20 protein-coding genes and 1 pseudogene are annotated in these 17,391 nt (G+C 67.1%); 15 read left to right on the plus strand and 6 right to left on the minus strand.

Translation table 11 applies throughout. The features are described 5' to 3' along the window. Window positions 1-20: 20 nt before the first annotated feature. The 12 genes from G9408_RS01995 to G9408_RS02045 all read left to right on the plus strand — a co-directional run bounded on the left by G9408_RS01995 (window position 21) and on the right by G9408_RS02045 (window position 9,201). On the plus strand, window positions 21-374 hold the full coding sequence (locus tag G9408_RS01995) for a YbaN family protein (RefSeq protein WP_168452471.1): 354 nt from the start codon (window positions 21-23) through the stop codon (window positions 372-374). Between the two features lie 254 nt (window positions 375-628). Beyond that, on the plus strand, window positions 629-1,360 hold the full coding sequence (gene ccmC / locus G9408_RS02000; RefSeq protein ID WP_168452472.1) for a heme ABC transporter permease CcmC: 732 nt from the start codon (window positions 629-631) through the stop codon (window positions 1,358-1,360). Window positions 1,361-1,363: 3 nt separating this feature from the next. Next, window positions 1,364-1,519 carry a hypothetical protein gene (locus G9408_RS02005; RefSeq protein WP_168452473.1) on the plus strand — a complete coding sequence of 52 codons (156 nt, stop codon included), beginning with the start codon at window positions 1,364-1,366 and terminating at the stop codon, window positions 1,517-1,519. Next, complete coding sequence (gene ccmE, locus G9408_RS02010) at window positions 1,516-1,953, plus strand: cytochrome c maturation protein CcmE (RefSeq protein ID WP_168452474.1); 438 nt, start codon at window positions 1,516-1,518, stop codon at window positions 1,951-1,953. The genes G9408_RS02005 and ccmE overlap by 4 nt, the downstream gene beginning before the upstream one ends. Then, window positions 1,950-2,072: a hypothetical protein gene (locus G9408_RS16630; RefSeq protein ID WP_268932519.1), complete on the plus strand. Its 123-nt coding sequence runs from the start codon at window positions 1,950-1,952 to the stop codon at window positions 2,070-2,072. Before ccmE ends, G9408_RS16630 begins: the two co-directional genes overlap by 4 nt. Continuing rightward, window positions 2,069-4,039: a heme lyase CcmF/NrfE family subunit gene (locus G9408_RS02015; protein WP_168452475.1), complete on the plus strand. Its 1,971-nt coding sequence runs from the start codon at window positions 2,069-2,071 to the stop codon at window positions 4,037-4,039. Before G9408_RS16630 ends, G9408_RS02015 begins: the two co-directional genes overlap by 4 nt. Next, window positions 4,036-4,566 carry a DsbE family thiol:disulfide interchange protein gene (locus G9408_RS02020; RefSeq protein WP_137871642.1) on the plus strand — a complete coding sequence of 177 codons (531 nt, stop codon included), beginning with the start codon at window positions 4,036-4,038 and terminating at the stop codon, window positions 4,564-4,566. The genes G9408_RS02015 and G9408_RS02020 overlap by 4 nt, the downstream gene beginning before the upstream one ends. A gap of 146 nt (window positions 4,567-4,712) precedes the next feature. After that, complete coding sequence (locus G9408_RS02025) at window positions 4,713-5,108, plus strand: cytochrome c-type biogenesis protein (protein WP_210423225.1); 396 nt, start codon at window positions 4,713-4,715, stop codon at window positions 5,106-5,108. Further along, the gene (locus tag G9408_RS02030; protein ID WP_168452476.1) at window positions 5,105-5,782 is read left to right on the plus strand and encodes a tetratricopeptide repeat protein; all 678 of its coding nucleotides are present in this window, start codon (window positions 5,105-5,107) and stop codon (window positions 5,780-5,782) included. Before G9408_RS02025 ends, G9408_RS02030 begins: the two co-directional genes overlap by 4 nt. 39 nt (window positions 5,783-5,821) lie before the next feature. Beyond that, window positions 5,822-7,783, plus strand: coding sequence for a potassium transporter Kup (locus tag G9408_RS02035; RefSeq protein WP_168452477.1), 1,962 nt, complete (start codon window positions 5,822-5,824; stop codon window positions 7,781-7,783). A gap of 102 nt (window positions 7,784-7,885) precedes the next feature. Then, complete coding sequence (locus G9408_RS02040; protein ID WP_168452478.1) at window positions 7,886-8,707, plus strand: hypothetical protein; 822 nt, start codon at window positions 7,886-7,888, stop codon at window positions 8,705-8,707. After that, a complete protein-coding gene (locus tag G9408_RS02045) occupies window positions 8,707-9,201 on the plus strand; it encodes an AHH domain-containing protein (RefSeq protein ID WP_168452479.1) in 495 nt (164 codons plus the stop codon). The genes G9408_RS02040 and G9408_RS02045 overlap by 1 nt, the downstream gene beginning before the upstream one ends. Window positions 9,202-9,423: 222 nt before the next feature. On the opposite strand, the gene G9408_RS02050 is transcribed toward G9408_RS02045, so the two are convergent. From G9408_RS02050 to G9408_RS02065, 4 genes are all read right to left on the minus strand, one after another. Continuing rightward, complete coding sequence (locus G9408_RS02050) at window positions 9,424-10,395, minus strand: NAD(P)H-dependent flavin oxidoreductase (protein ID WP_168452480.1); 972 nt, start codon at window positions 10,393-10,395, stop codon at window positions 9,424-9,426. Window positions 10,396-10,520: 125 nt separating this feature from the next. Continuing rightward, window positions 10,521-11,018, minus strand: coding sequence for a hypothetical protein (locus tag G9408_RS02055; RefSeq protein WP_168452481.1), 498 nt, complete (start codon window positions 11,016-11,018; stop codon window positions 10,521-10,523). A 12-nt stretch (window positions 11,019-11,030) separates the two neighbouring features. Continuing rightward, window positions 11,031-11,807: an SDR family NAD(P)-dependent oxidoreductase gene (locus tag G9408_RS02060; RefSeq protein WP_168452482.1), complete on the minus strand. Its 777-nt coding sequence runs from the start codon at window positions 11,805-11,807 to the stop codon at window positions 11,031-11,033. 57 nt (window positions 11,808-11,864) lie between these two features. Beyond that, a complete protein-coding gene (locus G9408_RS02065) occupies window positions 11,865-12,692 on the minus strand; it encodes an alpha/beta fold hydrolase (RefSeq protein ID WP_168452483.1) in 828 nt (275 codons plus the stop codon). 128 nt (window positions 12,693-12,820) lie between these two features. On the opposite strand from G9408_RS02065, the gene G9408_RS02070 reads away from it, so the two are divergent. The 3 genes and pseudogenes from G9408_RS02070 to G9408_RS02080 all read left to right on the plus strand — a co-directional run bounded on the left by G9408_RS02070 (window position 12,821) and on the right by G9408_RS02080 (window position 15,655). Further along, window positions 12,821-13,831: a GlxA family transcriptional regulator gene (locus G9408_RS02070; protein WP_168452484.1), complete on the plus strand. Its 1,011-nt coding sequence runs from the start codon at window positions 12,821-12,823 to the stop codon at window positions 13,829-13,831. A 90-nt stretch (window positions 13,832-13,921) separates the two neighbouring features. Continuing rightward, window positions 13,922-14,281: pseudogene (locus G9408_RS02075) on the plus strand (YciI family protein); the annotation flags it as partial. A 111-nt stretch (window positions 14,282-14,392) separates the two neighbouring features. Further along, on the plus strand, window positions 14,393-15,655 hold the full coding sequence (locus tag G9408_RS02080; protein ID WP_168452486.1) for an RNA polymerase sigma factor: 1,263 nt from the start codon (window positions 14,393-14,395) through the stop codon (window positions 15,653-15,655). Here the strand turns inward: G9408_RS02080 and G9408_RS02085 are convergent. Together G9408_RS02085 and G9408_RS02090 are read right to left on the minus strand one after the other, a co-directional pair. Continuing rightward, complete coding sequence (locus G9408_RS02085; RefSeq protein ID WP_168452487.1) at window positions 15,652-16,206, minus strand: GNAT family N-acetyltransferase; 555 nt, start codon at window positions 16,204-16,206, stop codon at window positions 15,652-15,654. The genes G9408_RS02080 and G9408_RS02085 overlap by 4 nt on opposite strands. Window positions 16,207-16,397: 191 nt before the next feature. Then, window positions 16,398-17,357, minus strand: a complete 960-nt coding sequence (locus tag G9408_RS02090) for a hypothetical protein (RefSeq protein WP_168452488.1) — start codon at window positions 17,355-17,357, stop codon at window positions 16,398-16,400. Window positions 17,358-17,391: the final 34 nt, after the last annotated feature.

The following is a 17,391-nucleotide window of genomic DNA, read 5'->3' on the forward strand; positions in this document are numbered from 1 at the left end:
ATCCGCTAAGCCACCCCGCAATGAAGCGGCATTTGTATCTGGTCGGCGGCTGGGCGTCGCTGGCGATCGGCGCGGTGGGCGCTTTTTTGCCGTTGCTGCCGACGGTGCCGCTGGTAATTCTGGCGGCCTTCTGTTTCGCGCGATCGTCGCCGCGGCTCGAGGCGTGGCTGCTGGGCCATCCCGCCTTTGGGCATCATATTGTCGCATGGCGTGAAAAGGGCGCGATCAGCCGCAAGGGGAAGATTGCGGCGACACTGGCTTTTGCGTTCAGCATCGTGCTGGCATTGTTGTTCGCCCCCTGGCCGTGGATGATGGCGCCGATCATCGCGGCGGCGGTGGGGGGCAGCTGGATCTGGACGCGGCCGGAGGGTTAGCGCGGGGTTTGGCCGGGTTGGGGTGAGGAGCTGCCGTTCTAATAGACCGTCGCCCCCGCGCAGGCGGGGGCCGCTACCGGCCTTGTCCTGTGTCGCAGCGTAAACCGACAGCGGCCCCCGCCTGCGCGGGGGCGACGTCTTGCTTCGGCCTTAAGCAGCCGTTTGCGCGCGCCGCACAGGCGACACCGCGCCGCCGGGTCGCATCGGGCAAATTGCTGGACCCCTACGCCGGGCTCCCCTAAGGACGCGAACCGATGCACGCTTATGCGAATCCGACCCGTTTTCTGGCGATCGCCAGGCCGCTGACGCCATGGTTGCTCGGTGTTGGCCTTTTGCTCGTGCTGGCGGGCGCGTGGGCCGGGCTGACGCAGGTGCCGGGCGACTATAAGCAGGGCGAAACGGCACGGATTCTTTATGTCCATGTCCCGGCGGCGTGGCTCGGGATGGGCGGCTGGACGTCGCTGGCTCTTGCGGGGTTGATCCAGCTGGTGTGGCGCCACCCGCTGTCGGGTATCGCCGCGCGCGCGATCGCGGTGCCGGGGATGCTGTTCACCGCGCTGTGCCTCGCCACCGGGTCGATCTGGGGCAAGCCGACGTGGGGAACCTGGTGGGAATGGGACGGGCGGATGACGTCAATGCTCGTCCTGCTGTTCCTTTATGCGGGCTTTATCGCGCTGACCAATGGCGACGAGGGGCAGCGGCAGGGCGGCTCGCTGTCGCGCGGCGCGGCGATCTATGCGCTGGTGGGCGCGATCAACATTCCGATCATCAACCGCAGCGTCGTGTGGTGGAACAGCCTGCACCAGGGGCCGAGCATCACCTTGCGCGGGTCGAGCATCGACAATGCGCTGCTGTGGCCGTTGGGCTTGACCTTGCTCGGTTTTTCGCTGTTATTCGGCGCGATCGTGCTGATGCGGATGCGGCGGATCATTGCCGACAACCGCGTTGCGGCGCGGCTACGGCGGCTCGCCGACGAGGAGGATTGACGGGTGACGGGGGTGATCAGCGGCAGCGGCCAATGGGCCTATGTGGCGGCAGCTTACGGACTGACGGTGCTGCTCACCGGCGCCGTGCTGTGGTCGAGCTGGCGCGCTATGGCGAAGGCCGAGCGGCGTAGCGATGCGCTGCGCCGGGACCGCACATGAAGGCGAAACATCAACGATTGGTGCTGGCGCTGGTCGCGCTGGTCGGCGTCGCCGGCGCTGGCGTGCTCGCGGCGAGCGCGCTGCGCGACGAGGCGGCCTATTTCCGCACGCCGGTTGAAGTGCAAGGCGGCAAGGCCGCGGTTGGCGAGGCGATGCGGCTGGGCGGCATGGTTGCCAAGGGCAGCATCAAGCGCCAGAGCGACGGGCTGACCATCCGTTTTGTCGCGACCGACGGCAAGGCGTCGGTGCCGGTCGAATATACCGGCATCGTCCCGGATCTGTTTGGCGAAGAAAGCGGGATGGTCGCCGACGGCCGGATGCGCGCCGACGGAACCTTTGTCGCCGACCGCATCCTGGCGAAGCATGACGAGCGCTATATGCCGCCGCAGATGGGTGAGATGCCGAAGAATATGAAGGCGGCGCCCAAAGTATGACAACTCACCACCTCGTCGTCACCCCGGCGAAGGCCGGGGTCTCGCCCTTAGCATTCGAACGCACCGGCGAGATCCCGGCCTCCGCCGGGATGACGAATGGTGGAGTGGTCGCCCAATGATCGCCGAACTCGGCCTCGCGCTGCTGTGGATCGCGGCCGCGCTGGCGTGCCTGTCGCTGGTCGCGGGGATATTGTTCCTGCGCGGCGGGCCGAAGGATCTGGGCGCGCTCGTGCGCCCCGCAAGCGTCGCGCAGGGCGTGCTTACCGCGGCGGCGTTCGGGCTTTTGATCGCGCTGTTCGTGCGGTCGGACATGTCGGTCGAACTTGTCGCGCGCAACAGCAACAGCCTGAAACCGATGATCTTCAAGGTCGCGGGAACGTGGGGCAATCACGAAGGGTCGATGCTGCTGTGGTTGATGATCCTGTCGCTGTCGGGCGGGCTGATCGCGATTTTCGAGAAGAGGCTGCGCGAGGATACGCTGATTGCCACGCTCGCCGCGCAGGCGGCACTGAGCATCGGCTTTTTCGCGTTCCTGCTCTTCTCGTCGAACCCGTTCAAGCGGCTGCCGGTTGCGCCGCCCGACGGGCAGGGGCTCAACCCGCTGCTCCAGGACATCGGTTTGGCCTTCCACCCGCCGACGCTTTACGTCGGCTATGTCGGGCTTTCGGTAGCGTTCAGCTTTGCCGTCGGCGCGCTGATCACGCGCGAGATCGGCCCGGCGTTCGCGCGCGCGATGCGGCCGTGGGTGCTCGGCAGCTGGATTTTCCTGACGCTGGGCATCACCGCGGGCAGCTATTGGGCCTATTATGAGCTTGGCTGGGGCGGCTGGTGGTTCTGGGATCCGGTCGAGAATGTTTCGCTCGTCCCCTGGCTCGCGGGCGCGGCCTTGCTCCATTCGGTCGCGGTGACCGCGACGCGCAATGCCTTGCGCGCGTGGACGGTGATGCTCGCGGTGATCGGTTTTTCGATGTCGATGGTCGGCACCTTCATCGTCCGGTCGGGGCTGCTTACCAGCGTCCATAGCTTTGCGGTCGACCCCGAGCGCGGCACTTTCCTGCTTGTGCTGATGGCGATCTATATCGGCGGCGCGCTCACCCTGTTTGCGCTGCGCGCCGGGGCGGTCGCCGAGGGCAAGAAATTCGCGCTGCTGAGCCGCGAGGGCTCGCTCGTCATCAACAATCTGCTGCTGACGACGATCCTTGCGCTCGTGCTGCTCGGCACGCTCTATCCGATCGTCGCCGAGGCGATGGGCGAGAAAATTTCGGTGGGACCGCCCTATTACAACCGCGTCGCGGGCCCGCTCGCGCTGATCCTCTGCCTTGTCATGGTCGCGGGACCGCTGCTGAGCTGGCGCAAGGATGACGGGAAGCGGCTTTGGTCGCGCCTGCCGCTCGCGATCTTCGCGGGCTCGGCGGTGCTGTTCGCCCTGATCCTGTTCGGCGGCAAGGTTGGAATATTGCCGCTGCTCGGCATGACCGTCGCGGGGATCGTCGCGGTGGCGAGCCTCGCGCCGCTGTGGGGACGCAACCTGCGCCGCACGCCGCTGCCGACATGGGGCATGGTGGTGGCGCATTTCGGCGTCGCGGTGTGCCTTGCCGGGATGGGCGCCGAAAGCGCCTTCATCAAGGAACGGCTGGTTGCGGCGGCGCCGGGCGACGACATCCGGATCGGCGATTTTTCGGTGAAATTCGTCGGCGTGAAACCGGTCGCCGGGCCGAACTATACCGCGATCGAGGGGACGCTGGTCGCGACGTCGTCGTCGGGGACGAGCTTTACGATGAAGCCCGAAGCGCGCACCTTTCCGGGGCTGATGGGTACCGCGCCGACCGAGACGAACGAGGCGGCATTGCTCACGCGGCCGGGCGGGCAGCTCTATGCGGTGCTTGGCCAGCCGGTGACGGGTGACGACGGGCGCGCCGATCGATACCAGATCCGCCTGTGGTGGAAGCCGCTGGTGTGGTGGATCTGGCTGGGCGGCGGGCTGATCGCTGTCGGTGCGGCGCTGTCGATGCTCGGTCGCGCGCAGCTTTTGGCAATCTGGCGCGCGCGGCGCGCGCGCAAGGCAGAGGAACGATTTGCGCCATGAAGAACCGCTGGGTCCTTTTTGTACCGCTGGCGATCATGGGGCTGCTGTTCGGCGCCTTCATCTACCGGCTGGTGACCCCTGCCGAGACGCTGATCCAGTCGCAGTGGATCGACAAGCCGATGCCGCTGTTCGACCTGCCGCCCGCGACCGCGGGGGTCGAGGGGCTGAAGAGCAGCCAGCTCGCCGACGGCAAACCGCGCCTCGTCAATGTGTTCGCAAGCTGGTGCATTCCGTGCCGCGCCGAGGCGCCGCAGCTCGAGGCGCTGAAGGCCGCGGGGGTGCCGATCGACGGCATCGCGATCCGCGACCGGCCCGAAGATGTCGCGATGTTCCTGAACGAATATGGCAATCCCTTCGACCGGATCGGCGCCGACATGCAGTCGAGCGTGCAGATTGCCTTGGGATCGTCGGGGGTTCCCGAAACCTTCCTGATCGACGGCAAGGGGATCATCCGCGAACAGATCCAGGGGGTTATCCTGGCCGATCAGGTGCCCGAGATCATCGCCAAGCTCGAGGCGATGAAGTGAGCAAGACATGCTCCACCTCGTCGCGCTCCCCCGCGAAAGCGGGGGTCCAGGGCGGCAAAGTGCGACGTGGGCGCAAGGTCGCCCTGGACCCCCGCTTTCGCGGGGGAGCATGGCTTTTGGCGGCGCTGCTGCTGGCCGCTACTGGTATGTTCTCGTCGTTATCGCTCGCACAGGACCGCTTGCCCCCCGCACCCTATGCCTATCAGCAGCTCAAAGACCCGGCGCAGGAAGCGCGCGCCAAGGCGCTGATGGAGGAATTGCGCTGCCTTGTCTGTCAGGGGCAGTCGATCGCCGATTCGGACGCGCCCTTGGCGGGCGATATGCGGCATGAGGTGCGCAGCAAGATCGCGGCGGGCGAAAGCCCCGGCGAAATCAAGACGTGGCTCGTCGCGCGCTATGGCAATTGGGTGAGCTATGATCCGCCGTTCGATGCGGCGACGGCGTTCCTGTGGCTCGGGCCTTTGCTGTTCCTCGCGATCGGCGGCTGGCTTGCCTTTGGCCGCTTCCGGCGCGGCGCGAGCGATGGAGAGGATGCGGCATGATCTGGCTCTGGGTATTGCTCGTCGCGGCGCTGACGGTCGGCGGCATCTTCTGGCTCGGCAAGCTGCCCGCGGCGGCGCGGCCGCTCGCGGGGGCGGCGGTGATGCTGGGGCTTGCAGGCTATGCGCTGCAGGGTAGTCCGTCGCTCGCGGGCAAGCCGGTCGCCGCGCCCGAGGAGCCCGAGGGGTTCGGCGAGGCGCTGACCGACCAGCGGCAGGGGATGGCGGACCGCTTTGGCCCTGCGGCGCAGTGGCTCGGCATGTCCGACGGCTTTGCGCGCACCGGCAAGACCGAGCTCGCGGCGCAGACGCTCGAAAAGGGGCTTCAGAAATATCCCGACAATGTCGATCTGTGGGTCGGGCTCGGTAACGCACTTGCGGCGCATGGCGGTGGCATGATGTCGCCCGCGGCGGCGCTCGCCTTCGACGAGGCGGCGAAGCGCGATCCCTCGCACCCCGCGCCGCCCTTTTTCGCGGGGCTCGCGCTCGCGCAGGGCGGCGACCTGAAGGGCGCCGAGGCGGTGTGGAGCGAGCTTCTGGTGCGCAGCCCCGCCGACGCGCCGTGGCGCGCCGACCTGGAAATGCGGCTGGGTCAGCTGCGGCAGGCGCTCGGGCCGCAGCTGCCGCCGCCACCGGCCGATGACGCTCCCGGAGCGGCGGCGGGCGTCCCGAATTGAAACCTATTCCAAAGGCGCTGGCTCGTCTAAAGGCGCGCGATGACTGCTGAGTCGCAACAGGGGGCCGCAGGCGCGCCAAGCGCCGCACCGGTCGCCGCCGATACCGGCCATCATGGCCACGGACATCAAGGCGATGGCAAGCTGAAGCTTGCCGTCGGCGCGGTCGGCGTCGTGTTCGGCGACATCGGCACCAGCCCGCTCTATGCGTTTCGCGAGACCTTTGCCGGGCATCACCCGATCGAACCCGATCGGCTGCACATCTATGGTGTGCTGAGCCTGGTGTTCTGGTCGATGATGCTGGTCGTCACCTTCAAATATGTGCTGACGATCATGAAGGCCGACAACAAGGGCGAGGGCGGCAGTCTCGCGCTGCTCGCGCTGATCAGCCGATCGTCGGGGGAAAAGCGCTGGACCTGGCCGATCATCCTGCTCGGCGTCTTCGCGACCGCGCTTTTCTATGGCGACAGCATGATCACCCCGGCGATGTCGGTGCTGTCGGCGACCGAGGGGCTGCGCTATATCAACCCCGGGTTTGCGCCCTATATCGTCCCGATCGCGCTGACGATCCTGATCGGTCTGTTCGCGATCCAGTCACGCGGCACGGCCAAGGTAGGCGCGCTGTTCGGGCCGATCATGCTGCTCTATTTCCTGACGCTGGCGGGGCTAGGCATCATGCACATTGCGGATAATCCCTGGATCATCGTCGAGACGATCAATCCGGTGAACGCGCTGCGCTTCTTTTACGTCGATGGGTTTACCGCGTTCATCGCCTTGGGCGCGGTGGTCCTCGCGGTGACGGGCGCCGAGGCGCTCTATGCCGACATGGGCCATTTCGGGCGCGGGCCGATCGGGATCAGTTGGCTGGCGTTCGTGCTGCCCGCGTTGATGCTCAACTATATGGGGCAGGGCGCAATGGTGCTGGCCGCCGAAGCCGGGCCGCGCGCCGACCTCATCTCCGATCCGTTTTTCCAGATGATGCCGCAATATCTGGAGGTGCCGGTCGTCATCCTCGCGCTGCTGGCGACGATCATCGCCAGCCAGGCGGTGATTTCGGGCGCCTTCTCGCTGACCCAGCAGGCGATCCAGCTCGGCTTCATCCCGCGCCTCCGCGTCGAACACACCAGCGCATCGGCGGCGGGGCAGATCTACATCCCCGTGGTCAACTGGTTCCTGATGATCATGGTGATCATCCTGGTGTTGTTCTTTGGTTCGTCGAGCAATCTCGCTGCCGCTTACGGCATCGCGGTCACCGGCGCGATGTTCATCGACACCTGCCTGCTGTCGGTCGTCCTCTTCACCTTGTGGAAATGGCCGGCGTGGAAGGCATTGCCGGTGCTGGCGGTGTTCTTCATCGTCGATATCGCCTATTTCGGCGCCAATCTGATCAAGGTGCCCGATGGCGGCTGGGTGCCGCTGGTGATCGGGCTGATCATCTTCACGATGCTCACCACCTGGTCGCGCGGGCGCAAGCTGATGCAGCAGGAAATGGCCGAAGGCGCGATGCCGATCCCGGTGTTTGTCAAATCGGCGGCGAACAGCGCGACGCGCGTACCGGGCACGGCGGTGTTCATGACATCGAGCAGCGACGGGGTACCCCATGCGCTGCTCCACAATTTGAAGCACAACAAGGTGCTGCATCAGCGGATCATCCTGCTGACGATCAAGGTCGCCGACGTGCCTTTCGTGCGCGAGGAAAATCATTGCGCGCTCGAGGATCTGGGGCAGGGGTTCCATCGGCTGATCCTGAACTATGGCTTTATGCAGCCGATCGACGTTCCCGACGCGCTCAAGCGCGTGACGAGCTGCGGCGGCGAGTTCAAGATGCTGGAGACGAGCTTTTTCCTGTCGCGCCAGACGCTGATCGCGGCGAGCAAGCCGGGGATGCCGATCTGGCGCGAAAAGCTGTTCGCGTGGATGCTGCGCAATTCGGAAAGCGCCATGGAATATTTCCGGCTGCCGACCAATCGCGTGGTCGAACTGGGCAGTCAGGTTGCAATCTGACGCGGCCGACCGGATTAACTCGCCGTCATCGGCAATTATGCGTTTGATCATTGCCGCCGGTCTTGCGATGCGGGCGCGAGGCGATGGAGGTTGGCCGGCGAGATGGGCGCGGGGAACACGGACGATCTGATCCTGCCGGTGCCGCCCGAACCTTTCGGGCTGATCGTCGGCGGGGCGATGCGGGGGCAGTCGGCGGACGCGCTGGAAACGGCGCTGCGCCATATGGGATTGCGGCCCGAACCGGTCGCGCTTGACGCTGCCGATGGTGGTCCGCCGCGCTTTCGCCTGCGTTTCGGGGCGGTCGCGGTGCTGGCTGGTCCCGCTACGGATCATGCGCTCGACGCCGCCGATCCCGACCATCCGTCGACCAGTTTGCTCGCCGCCAGCCTGCCGCGCGAGTGGCGCGGCGACGATCATTGCTGGATGTTCGTACCCGAACCGACCGACGAGCCCGCGTCGGCGACTGCGCAGCCGACGCAGATGCGCGAATTCTTCAAGATGTTGGTGCTGCTGATCGACCTGTTCGATGCCAGCCACCTTTTTTGGTCGCCCGCGCGGCTGTGGTCGGACGCGGCGCAGTTTCGCGCGGCGATCGCCGAAATGCTGGCGAGCGGCATGCCGCCGGTTCTGCACCTCGTCGCGTTTCGGCGCCGCGAGGATGCCGACGGTGCCAGCATGGGGACGCGCGGACTGGCACTGTTCGCCGGGCAGGAGTTGGAAGCGCGGATCCCCGAGGGGTGGACGGTCGCCGACATGGTGAAACGGCTGTCCCGACTGGCGCTCGATATGATGCTGAACGGTCCAGTACGACACGACCGCACGATGCGCGGGCTGGAGAGCGGCGAGTGGATCGACCTGTCGCCATCGCCCGCTACCGGCGGACCGCGATCGACCGTCGTCGTCGAGTTTGGCCGCGATCGCTGATGCCGGGCCGCGGTTGGCTGGGCGCACCGCCACCGCAACCGGGCTTCCAGCGCCATCACCTGATCCCGATCGCGCTGCTGCACAGGGCGCAAATGGCTGCGATGTTCGATCATTTGCAAACCGAGCGCTTTGTCCTCGCCGATTTCCATCGCAACGGCGTGATGCTGCCCGCCTGCGAGGGGACGGCGCTGTCGTCGGGCCACGCGCTGCACCGCGGACCGCATCAAGGCTATAGCGACGTCGTTGCCGCGCGGGTCGAGGGTATTCGCGCCCATTTCGCGCAGCACGCGGCGTCGGATCCGCGTGCTGCGCGGCGGACCGCGGTGATGCGGCTGCGACTGTTGCAGGACACGACGCGCCGTGCACTGACCGACCGGCACGGGGCCGGATTCTGGCCCAACCGCCGCGATCCAATGCGCTTGTTTGTGGATCGTCCCTATCTGGATGATGCGATCGAGCGGTTGTTTGGCGGCGTGAACCGGAGCGGCGGTTAACGACCGGAAGTTGCCATCGAGATCCTCCCCGCTTGCGGGGAGGGGGACCGCCGAAGGCGGTGGAGGGGGCTATCGACCTGATGCGCCGTTAAAGGACGCCACCCCCCTCCGTCAGCGCTTCGCGCTGCCACCTCCCCGCAAGCGGGGAGGATCCGAAAGGTCCGCTTCTCACTCCAAAGCAGACATCGCCTTCCCGGTTCGCAATCGTCATAGTCGTTGGCGTTACAGCCTCACCTTGGCCTCCAGCTCGCGCCGCGCTGCCAAATATTGCGCTTCGAGTTCGGCGACGAAGTCGGCGACGGGGCGGACCGCGGTCACCGGGCCGATGCCCTGGCCCGATCCCCAGATGTCTTTCCACGCCTTGGCCTTGGTGTTGCCACCCGAACCGAAGTTCATCGTCGACAGGTCGCCTTCGGGCAGATTGTCAGGGTCCATGCCCGCGGCGACGATCGACTGGCGGAGGTAATTGCCATGCACCCCGGTGAACAGGTTCGAATAGACGATGTCGGCGGCGCGGCCTTCGACGATGCCATCCTTATAGCCTTGGTCGGCGTTGGCTTCGGCGGTGGCGATGAAAGCGCTGCCGATATAGGCGAGGTCGGCGCCGCACGCCTGCGCGGCAAGGATCGAGCGGCCGTGGCCGATCGCGCCCGAAAGCGCGACGGGGCCATCGAACCATTCGCGGATTTCCTGCACCAGCGCGAAGGGCGATTGCCGTCCGGCATGACCGCCCGCGCCCGCGGCGACGGGGATAAGACCGTCGGCGCCCTTTTCGACCGCTTTCCGCGCAAAGCGGTCGTCGATGACGTCGTGCAGCGTGATGCCGCCCCAGCCATGTACCGCCTGGTTGAGCTCCTCGCGCGCGCCCAATGACGTGATGGTGATCGGCACCTTCCATTTTGCGCAGGTCGCGATGTCCTGTTCCAGCCGGTCGTTCGATTTATGGACGATCTGGTTGACGGCGTAAGGCGCCGACAGCCGGTCGGGATTGTCGCGGTCCCACGCGGCGAGTTCTTCGGTGATCTGGTGCAGCCATTCGTCGAGCAACGTCTGGGGGCGTGCGTTCAGGGCCGGGAAGCTGCCCACGACGCCCGCCTTGCACTGCGCGATCACCAGTTCCGGCCCCGACACGATGAACAGGGGCGAGCCGATGACGGGCAGGCGCAGGCGGTCGAAAATGGGGGGCAGGGCCATGAATCACTCTCCGGTAGCAGTTTGAAACTGACCTTAACGTAAACGGAAGGTCGTGCAAGAGGGGTTGACGGCGACACAACGGACAAAGGCGGCCGAAGCCGCCTGTGCCAATAATCCCGTTGTGTTCAGACCGTGACGGTTCGGCGACGGGCCGCCTTGAACGCCAGATAGCCGAGCCCGACCATGGCAATCAACAGCGCGCCCTGGGCGATGGCGAAGGGCGGTTCGGTGCCATTGGGGGCCAGCGCGTTGAGCGCGGGAACTTTCAGGAAGCTCTGTACCACCAGCACGAACATGTTGAGATAGAGCGCGAGGGTGGCGGTGGTCGCATAGATGGTCGCGGCGCCGCCGACGAGCTTGCGACCGTACCAGGCCCAGAAGGTCGCGACGAGGATCAGCGTCGACAGGATGCCGAAACCAAGCGCCGGGGTGAAGGCGACGATCGGGAACAGGAAACCCGTCAGGCTGGTGAGTAGCGTCGTCCACAGGAAGATGCCGGTCGTGCGCGGCAGGATCCGGCCGCGAGCGAAAGCGGGAAGGGCGATCAGCCCCGCGGCGATTGCGATCAGGCTGATTGCGACGTGCAGCGCGGTGAACTGCGGGATGGTGAGACCAAGGATCATGGCACGCCTCCTTTACAGATAGCGTGGCGCGGGGCGCGCCAGCGACAGGTTGGGACGAAGCGCCGCGCGCGCCGCGATATAGGCGTCATAATCGGCCATGTCGGGCAGCGCGGGAATAGTGACGGTTTCGCCAGCATCGAAACCGGCGAGTGCGGCATCGACCATGTCGTTCACGTCCATCACGATTTCGGCGGGCAGGCTGGCCAGTTGCTCCTCGGTCCAGATCGGGGTGCGCGTGGCGCCCGGCAGCACTGCTTGGATCCGTACGCCCTTGGCGCCGAGTTCGACGTCCAATGCTTCGCTGAACGCCAGCACATAGGCCTTGCTGGCCGGGTAGGTGGCGGTGAAGCCGTCGGGGATCAGCGCGGTTACCGAGCTGATGTTGATGATCGCCCCGCTGCCCTTCGCGGCAAGCCGTGGGGCAAGCGCCGCGGCGAGCCGGGTGGCCGCCAGGATGTTGAGATTGATGAGCGCCGTCAGATGCGCCGGGTCGGCGTCGACAAAGCTGGTTTCGCCCGCGATCCCGGCATTGTTGATGAGGCCGGTGACCGCATCGTCATCGCGCAGGCGCGCTTCGACGCGGGCAAGGTCTGCGGGGCTGGCGAGATCGGCGGCGATGACGTCGACCGACACGCCGGTGTCTTGACGCAGCCGGTCGGCGAGCTCGGCCAGCTTGTCGGCACGGCGCGCGACGAGGATCAGATTGTGGCCGCGGCGGGCGAGGCGGTCGGCATAGACGGCGCCGATGCCGTCCGATGCGCCGGTGATGAGAAAGGTCTGTTTGGTCATGGTCTGTCTCCTTGATGCAGGAGGAGGCGCGGCCCTGCTGGACCGCGCCTCCGTGTATCAGCTGTTGATGAAATCCAGAAGGTCAGCGTTGAAGCGGTCCTGATGCGTGACCGTCAGGCCATGGTCGGCGCCTGCATAGATTTTCAGCACCGCCTGTTTGACGATCTTGACCGTGGCGCGGGCCGAGGCGTCGACGGGAACGATCTGGTCGTCGTCGCCGTGGAGGACGAGGGTCGGGATGTCGAACTTCTTGAGGTCGGCGTTGAAGTCGCTTTCCGAAAAGGCGCGGATGCTGTCGAGCTGGCCCTTGAGGCCGCCCATCATGCCCTGGCGCACGAAATCGTCGCGCACCGCTTCGCTGACCACCGCGCCGTCGCGATTATAGCCGTAGAAGGGGATGGTCAGATCCTTGAAGAACTGCGGCCGATTGTCGAAGGTACCTTTGCGGATGCCGTCGAACACGTCGATCGGCAGACCGCCGGGATTGGCTTCGGTCTTGAGCATCAGCGGCGGCACCGCGCCGATCAGTGCGATCTTGGCGACGCGCGCCGTGCCGTGGCGACCGATATAGCGGGTGACCTCGCCGCCGCCGGTCGAATGGCCGACGAGGATGATATCCTTAAGATCGAGCTGTTCGATCAGTTCGGCGAGATCGTCGGCATATTGATCCATATTGTTGTTTTCCCAGACCTGATCCGAGCGGCCATGGCTGCGGCGGTCGTGGGCGATGGTCCGGAAACCCTGGCCCGCAAAGAACACCATCTGGGCGTCCCAGGCGTCGGCGCTGAGCGGCCAGCCGTGCGAAAAGATGATCGGCTGGCCGGTCTTCGGACCCCAGTCCTTGTAGAAGATGTGCGTACCGTCCTTGGTGGTGATCGTGGTCATGGCGTGGTTCCTTTCGTTTCGAGGGGGGCGGGATGTCCGTCCCGATGAAGGAGAGATAGGCCAGAGCGGGCTTGCGCGGGATTGGCGGACCCGACATTATGCGGGCCGATTCCGACAAAAGGTTCGCCATGCCGAAAGTGAAGCTGCCCGATGCGCCGCAACCGCTCGTCGAGGTCGGGATGATGCTCTATCCCGACTGCCAGATCGGCATGGTCCACGGTATCACCGACCTGTTCGACATCGCGGGACGGTTCGCGGTGCAGCACGGCCGCGCGCCGATCCGCGCCAGCCATTGGCGATTGCAGGAGGGCGGGGGTTTTGCGCGCTGTTACGACAGCCATCCCGACGAGCCCGCAGGCAATTCGCCCGCGGTGCTGATCGCGCCGGGCAGCCTGCACAAGCTGCTCGAGCCCGGCGAGGTCGAACCCTATGCCCGCTGGCTGCTCGATCGCCATGCGCATGGCGCCGTGCTGGCGTCGAATTGCGGCGGCGCCTTTGCGCTGGCGGCGACCGGGCTGCTTGCCGGACGCCCCGCGACGACGCACTGGTTCTTTGCCGAACAGTTCCGCGAGCGTTTCCCCGACGTGCGGCTGGAGATCGACCGCATGGTGATCGACGATGGCGACATCGTCACAGCGGGCGGGCTGATGGCGTGGACAGACCTTGGCCTGCGCATCGTCGAGCGGCTGCTGGGGCCGACGGTGATGATGGAAACCGCGCGGTTCCTGCTGATCGACCCCGGCGGGCGCGAGCAGAAGAATTACGCCAGCTTCGCGCCGCGGCTGACGCATGGCGACGAGGCGATCCTGAAGGTGCAGCACTGGTTGCAGGGACGCGGCGCGGGGCCGGTCGCGGTCGCCGCGATGGCGGGTGAAGCGGGGATGGAAGAGCGGACGTTCCAGCGCCGGTTCAAGGCGGCGACGGGCATGACCCCGGTCGAATATGTCCAGCATCTGCGCGTCGGCAAGGCCCGCGAGCTGCTGGAGTTCACGCGGCGCACCGTCGACCAGGTCGCATGGAGCGTCGGATATGAGGATGCGGCGGCCTTCCGCAAATTGTTCCACCGCCTGACCGGCCTGTCGCCGCACGAGTATCGGCAGCGTTTTGCGACGCCGCAGTCGCTGGCCGAGGTCGCCTGAAAATTTTTTCGCAGCCTGTGTCGATTTGGCGCTGGCTCGTTCGTCATGTGGTCAGGCGCCGCTGTTGGCCCGACCAAAAGGAGATGAAGAATGCGCGTGATGGTTTTTGTGAAAGCGACCGAGGACAGCGAACAGGGGATGACGGCGTCGCCCGAGCTCGACCAGATGTTCGTCGACATGGGCAAGTTCAACGAGGAGCTGGTCAATGCCGGGGTGCTGGTCGCCGGTGACGGCCTGAAGCCATCGTCGTTCGGCAAGCGCGTCGCCTTCGATGGCCCCAGCCGCACCGTGATCGACGGGCCCTTTGCCGAGACGCGCGAACTGGTCGCCGGCTATTGGCTGTGGGAAGTCAAGGACATGGACGAAGCGGTCGAATGGGTGAAGCGCTGCCCCAACCCGATGTTCGGGCCGAGCGAGATCGAGATCCGCCCGCTGTACGAGATGGAAGACTTCGCCGACATCATCCCCGACGAAGCCGCCGCGATCCACGACGGCGTGGGCGAAAAGCTCGCGAAGGGCTGATCGCTTGCCTGCCCCGCCATGCGCCTCTAACCGTGGCGCATGGCGGCGGACCCCACCCATCGGACCATCGAGGCGGTTTTCCGGATCGAGCGGGCGCGGCTGATCGCCGGGCTGGCGCGGCTGACCCGCGACGTCGACCGCGCCGAGGAGCTGGCGCAGGATGCGCTGCTGGTCGCGCTGACCGAATGGCCCGCCCGCGGCGTCCCCGACAATCCCGGCGCCTGGTTGATGGCGGCGGCGAAGCGGCGGGCGATCGACGGCATCCGCCACGCCCAGATGCAAAGCCGCAAACATGCCGAAATCGCTCGTGAACTGGACGAGGAGCAGGACATGAGCGCCGCGGCGGTCGAGGCGGCGCTCGACGATCCGCTGGGCGACGAGCTGCTGGGGCTGATCTTTGCCGCGTGCCACCCGGTGATCGGCGCCGAGGCGCGCGCCGCGCTGACGCTGCGGCTGGTCGGCGGGCTGACGGTGGAGGAGATTGCACGGGCGTTCCTTTCCAACGAAGCGGCGATCGCGGCGCGGATCACCCGGGCCAAGAAAGCCATTGCCAAGGCCGGGGTCCAGTTCGAAGTCCCCCGCGGCGCCGAGCTGGCGGCGCGGCTGCCGTCGGTGCTCGAAATCGTCTATCTGATCTTCAACGAAGGCTATGCCGCGACCGCGGGGCCGTCGCTGGTCCGCCCGCCGCTCTGTGCCGAGGCGCAGCGGCTGGCGCGCATCCTGGCCGGGCTGATGCCCGAGCAGCCCGAGGTGCTGGGGCTGCTCGCGTTGGTCGAGATCCAGGCGTCGCGGCTGGCGGCGCGCGCCGGTCCTGACGGTCAGTTCGTGCCGCTGACCGAGCAGAACCGGGCGCGCTGGGACCAGCTGCTCATCCGCCGCGGCCTCAACGCGCTCGAGCGCGCCGAGGCGCTGGGCGGCGCCGACGGACCTTATGCGTTGCAGGCCGCGCTCGCCGCCTGCCACGCCCGCGCCCGCCGCGCCGAGGACACCGACTGGCGGCGCATCGCGGCGCTGTACGACCGGCTGGGGCAGGTGATGCCTTCGCCCGTGGTCGAGCTGAACCGCGCGGTCGCGCACAGCATGGCGTTCGGCCCCGACGCCGGACTGGCGCTGGTCGACCAGATCGCGGGCGACGCGGCGCTGCGCCACTATGCCCCGCTGCCCGCCGCGCGCGGCGACTTCCTGCTCCGCGCCGGTCGCCCCGCCGAGGCGAAGGCGGCGTTCGAGGCGGCGGCGGCGCTGGCGGGCAACGACCGTGAACGCGAATTCCTGCTCCGCCGCGCCGCGGGCTGCGCCGATTAGCCGCCGGTCAGCGGCTTGCCCATGCGGATCAGCGGCACCCGCGCGCCGCCCGGCCCGGGAGCCTCGATCCGCTCGATCGGCGCATAGCCGCAGGCGCGGTTCAGCGGCTCGCCCGCCAGCGTCGCCATCATTTCGGCGCGGCGAAAGCCCGCGGCGCGCGCCGCATCCTCGCACAGCGCCATGACCAGCCGCCCGACGCCGCGCCGCGCGAAATCGGGGTGGGTGTACATCGCGCGGATGCGCGCGGCGTCGACCGCGGGGTCGAGCGGCGCCGGGTCGCGCAGATCGGCGCTATGGTCGCCGCCATAGAGCGTCGCGCGGTGCGACCAGCCGCCGCAGCCCGCGATGCGCGCGCCGCCGTCCCCCGCCGCCGCCTCGACGATGAAATAGGTGCCGTCGGCGATCAGCTGGGTATCGAGCCCCATCACCGCGTGACTTGCGGCGATCTGGTCGGGGTCGAGAAAGCCGCGTTGCAGCTCGGCGATGGCGCGCGCCATCACGTCGCGCAGCGCGTCGAGGTCGGCGGGGGTGGCAAGGCGATGGGTGAACATGGGGCGGCCTTTATGGGACGGGGCGTGGGCGAGTCCATGTGCGATGTGCGCCGCGCTTTTGCCCCGAAGTCCGTTCCCCGGCGAAAGCCGGGGCCCAGGGCGCTCCACGACCGGCGTTGCTTCAGGACGCCCTGGACCCCGGCTTTCGCCGGGGAGCAGATGTCGTCCGGGATGGCGAAGGGGGGAGCGCGTCAGCCGCTGGCGCTTTTGCGCACGCTTCCGCCCTCCGCAACCTGATCGTTCGCCGGATCGAGCAAAGCGAAAAAGGCGCGGCGCGCGGCTTCGCCCGCGATCAGCAGCGGGGTGACCTCGGCCGCGCGCAGGTTTTCGTAAACTTCCAGCTCGTCGTCATCGAGCGCGCGGGCATAGGCGGGGTCGCCGAACTGCCCCTCCTCGTGCCCCCAGAAATCGGCGGGCGGCGGGAAATCGGTGCGCCAGTCGCCCGCATGGTCGTCGAACCACACGGTCATCGCCGCCGCTGCCTCTTCGGGGGTTTCGCTGCCATCGTCGCCATAGCCCGGATCGGCGGAAATCTGCGCAACTTGACGCGCGATTTCACTATCCCCGGCCAGTGCCGCGATCGGGTCGGTGCAGCGGTCGCGCGCCGCCAGCCAGACGGCGAGCGCGGCGATCAGGTCGCCCGGCGCGTCCTCTGCGCCCGCGTCGCCCGCGGCGCCCGGCGCCGCCGCGGCGTCGAACAGCGCCAGAAAGCCCGGCCAGTCGGCCGCGATCGACTGCGCCAGCATATCTTCGCCCGCCTCCGCGCGCGTTTCGACCATGCGGTCGAGCCGCGCGAGCATCGCGAGGCCAAGGCGGCTGTCGATGCGGCGACGCTTGATAAAGCTGCGGCCGTCCTCGCGTTGCAGCTCGGTGGTTTCGTCATGCCCCCAGATCGCGCGGTCGAGCAGTTCGTCGACGAGCCGCCCGCGCGCGATCAGCAGTGCCGCGCCGCAGCCGAGCCGGAACGCCGCGCCCGCGGGCCGCTGTTTCAGCTGATAGACGGCGGCGGGCGACATGCCGACCTTTGCCGCCGAAATTTTCACCGACCCGTTGGTGGCGAACGCCTCCAGAAATTCGCGCTGGAGCTGCGGCGTCCAGTGATAGCTAGCGGGGGCAGGGATTTGCGCGGGGTCATAGGGGTAGTCGTCCATCGATTCGTCCTTTCGGTTGGTTGAAACCGATAGA

This window comes from Sphingopyxis microcysteis, from assembly GCF_012274265.1.
GTDB lineage: Bacteria > Pseudomonadota > Alphaproteobacteria > Sphingomonadales > Sphingomonadaceae > Sphingopyxis > Sphingopyxis microcysteis.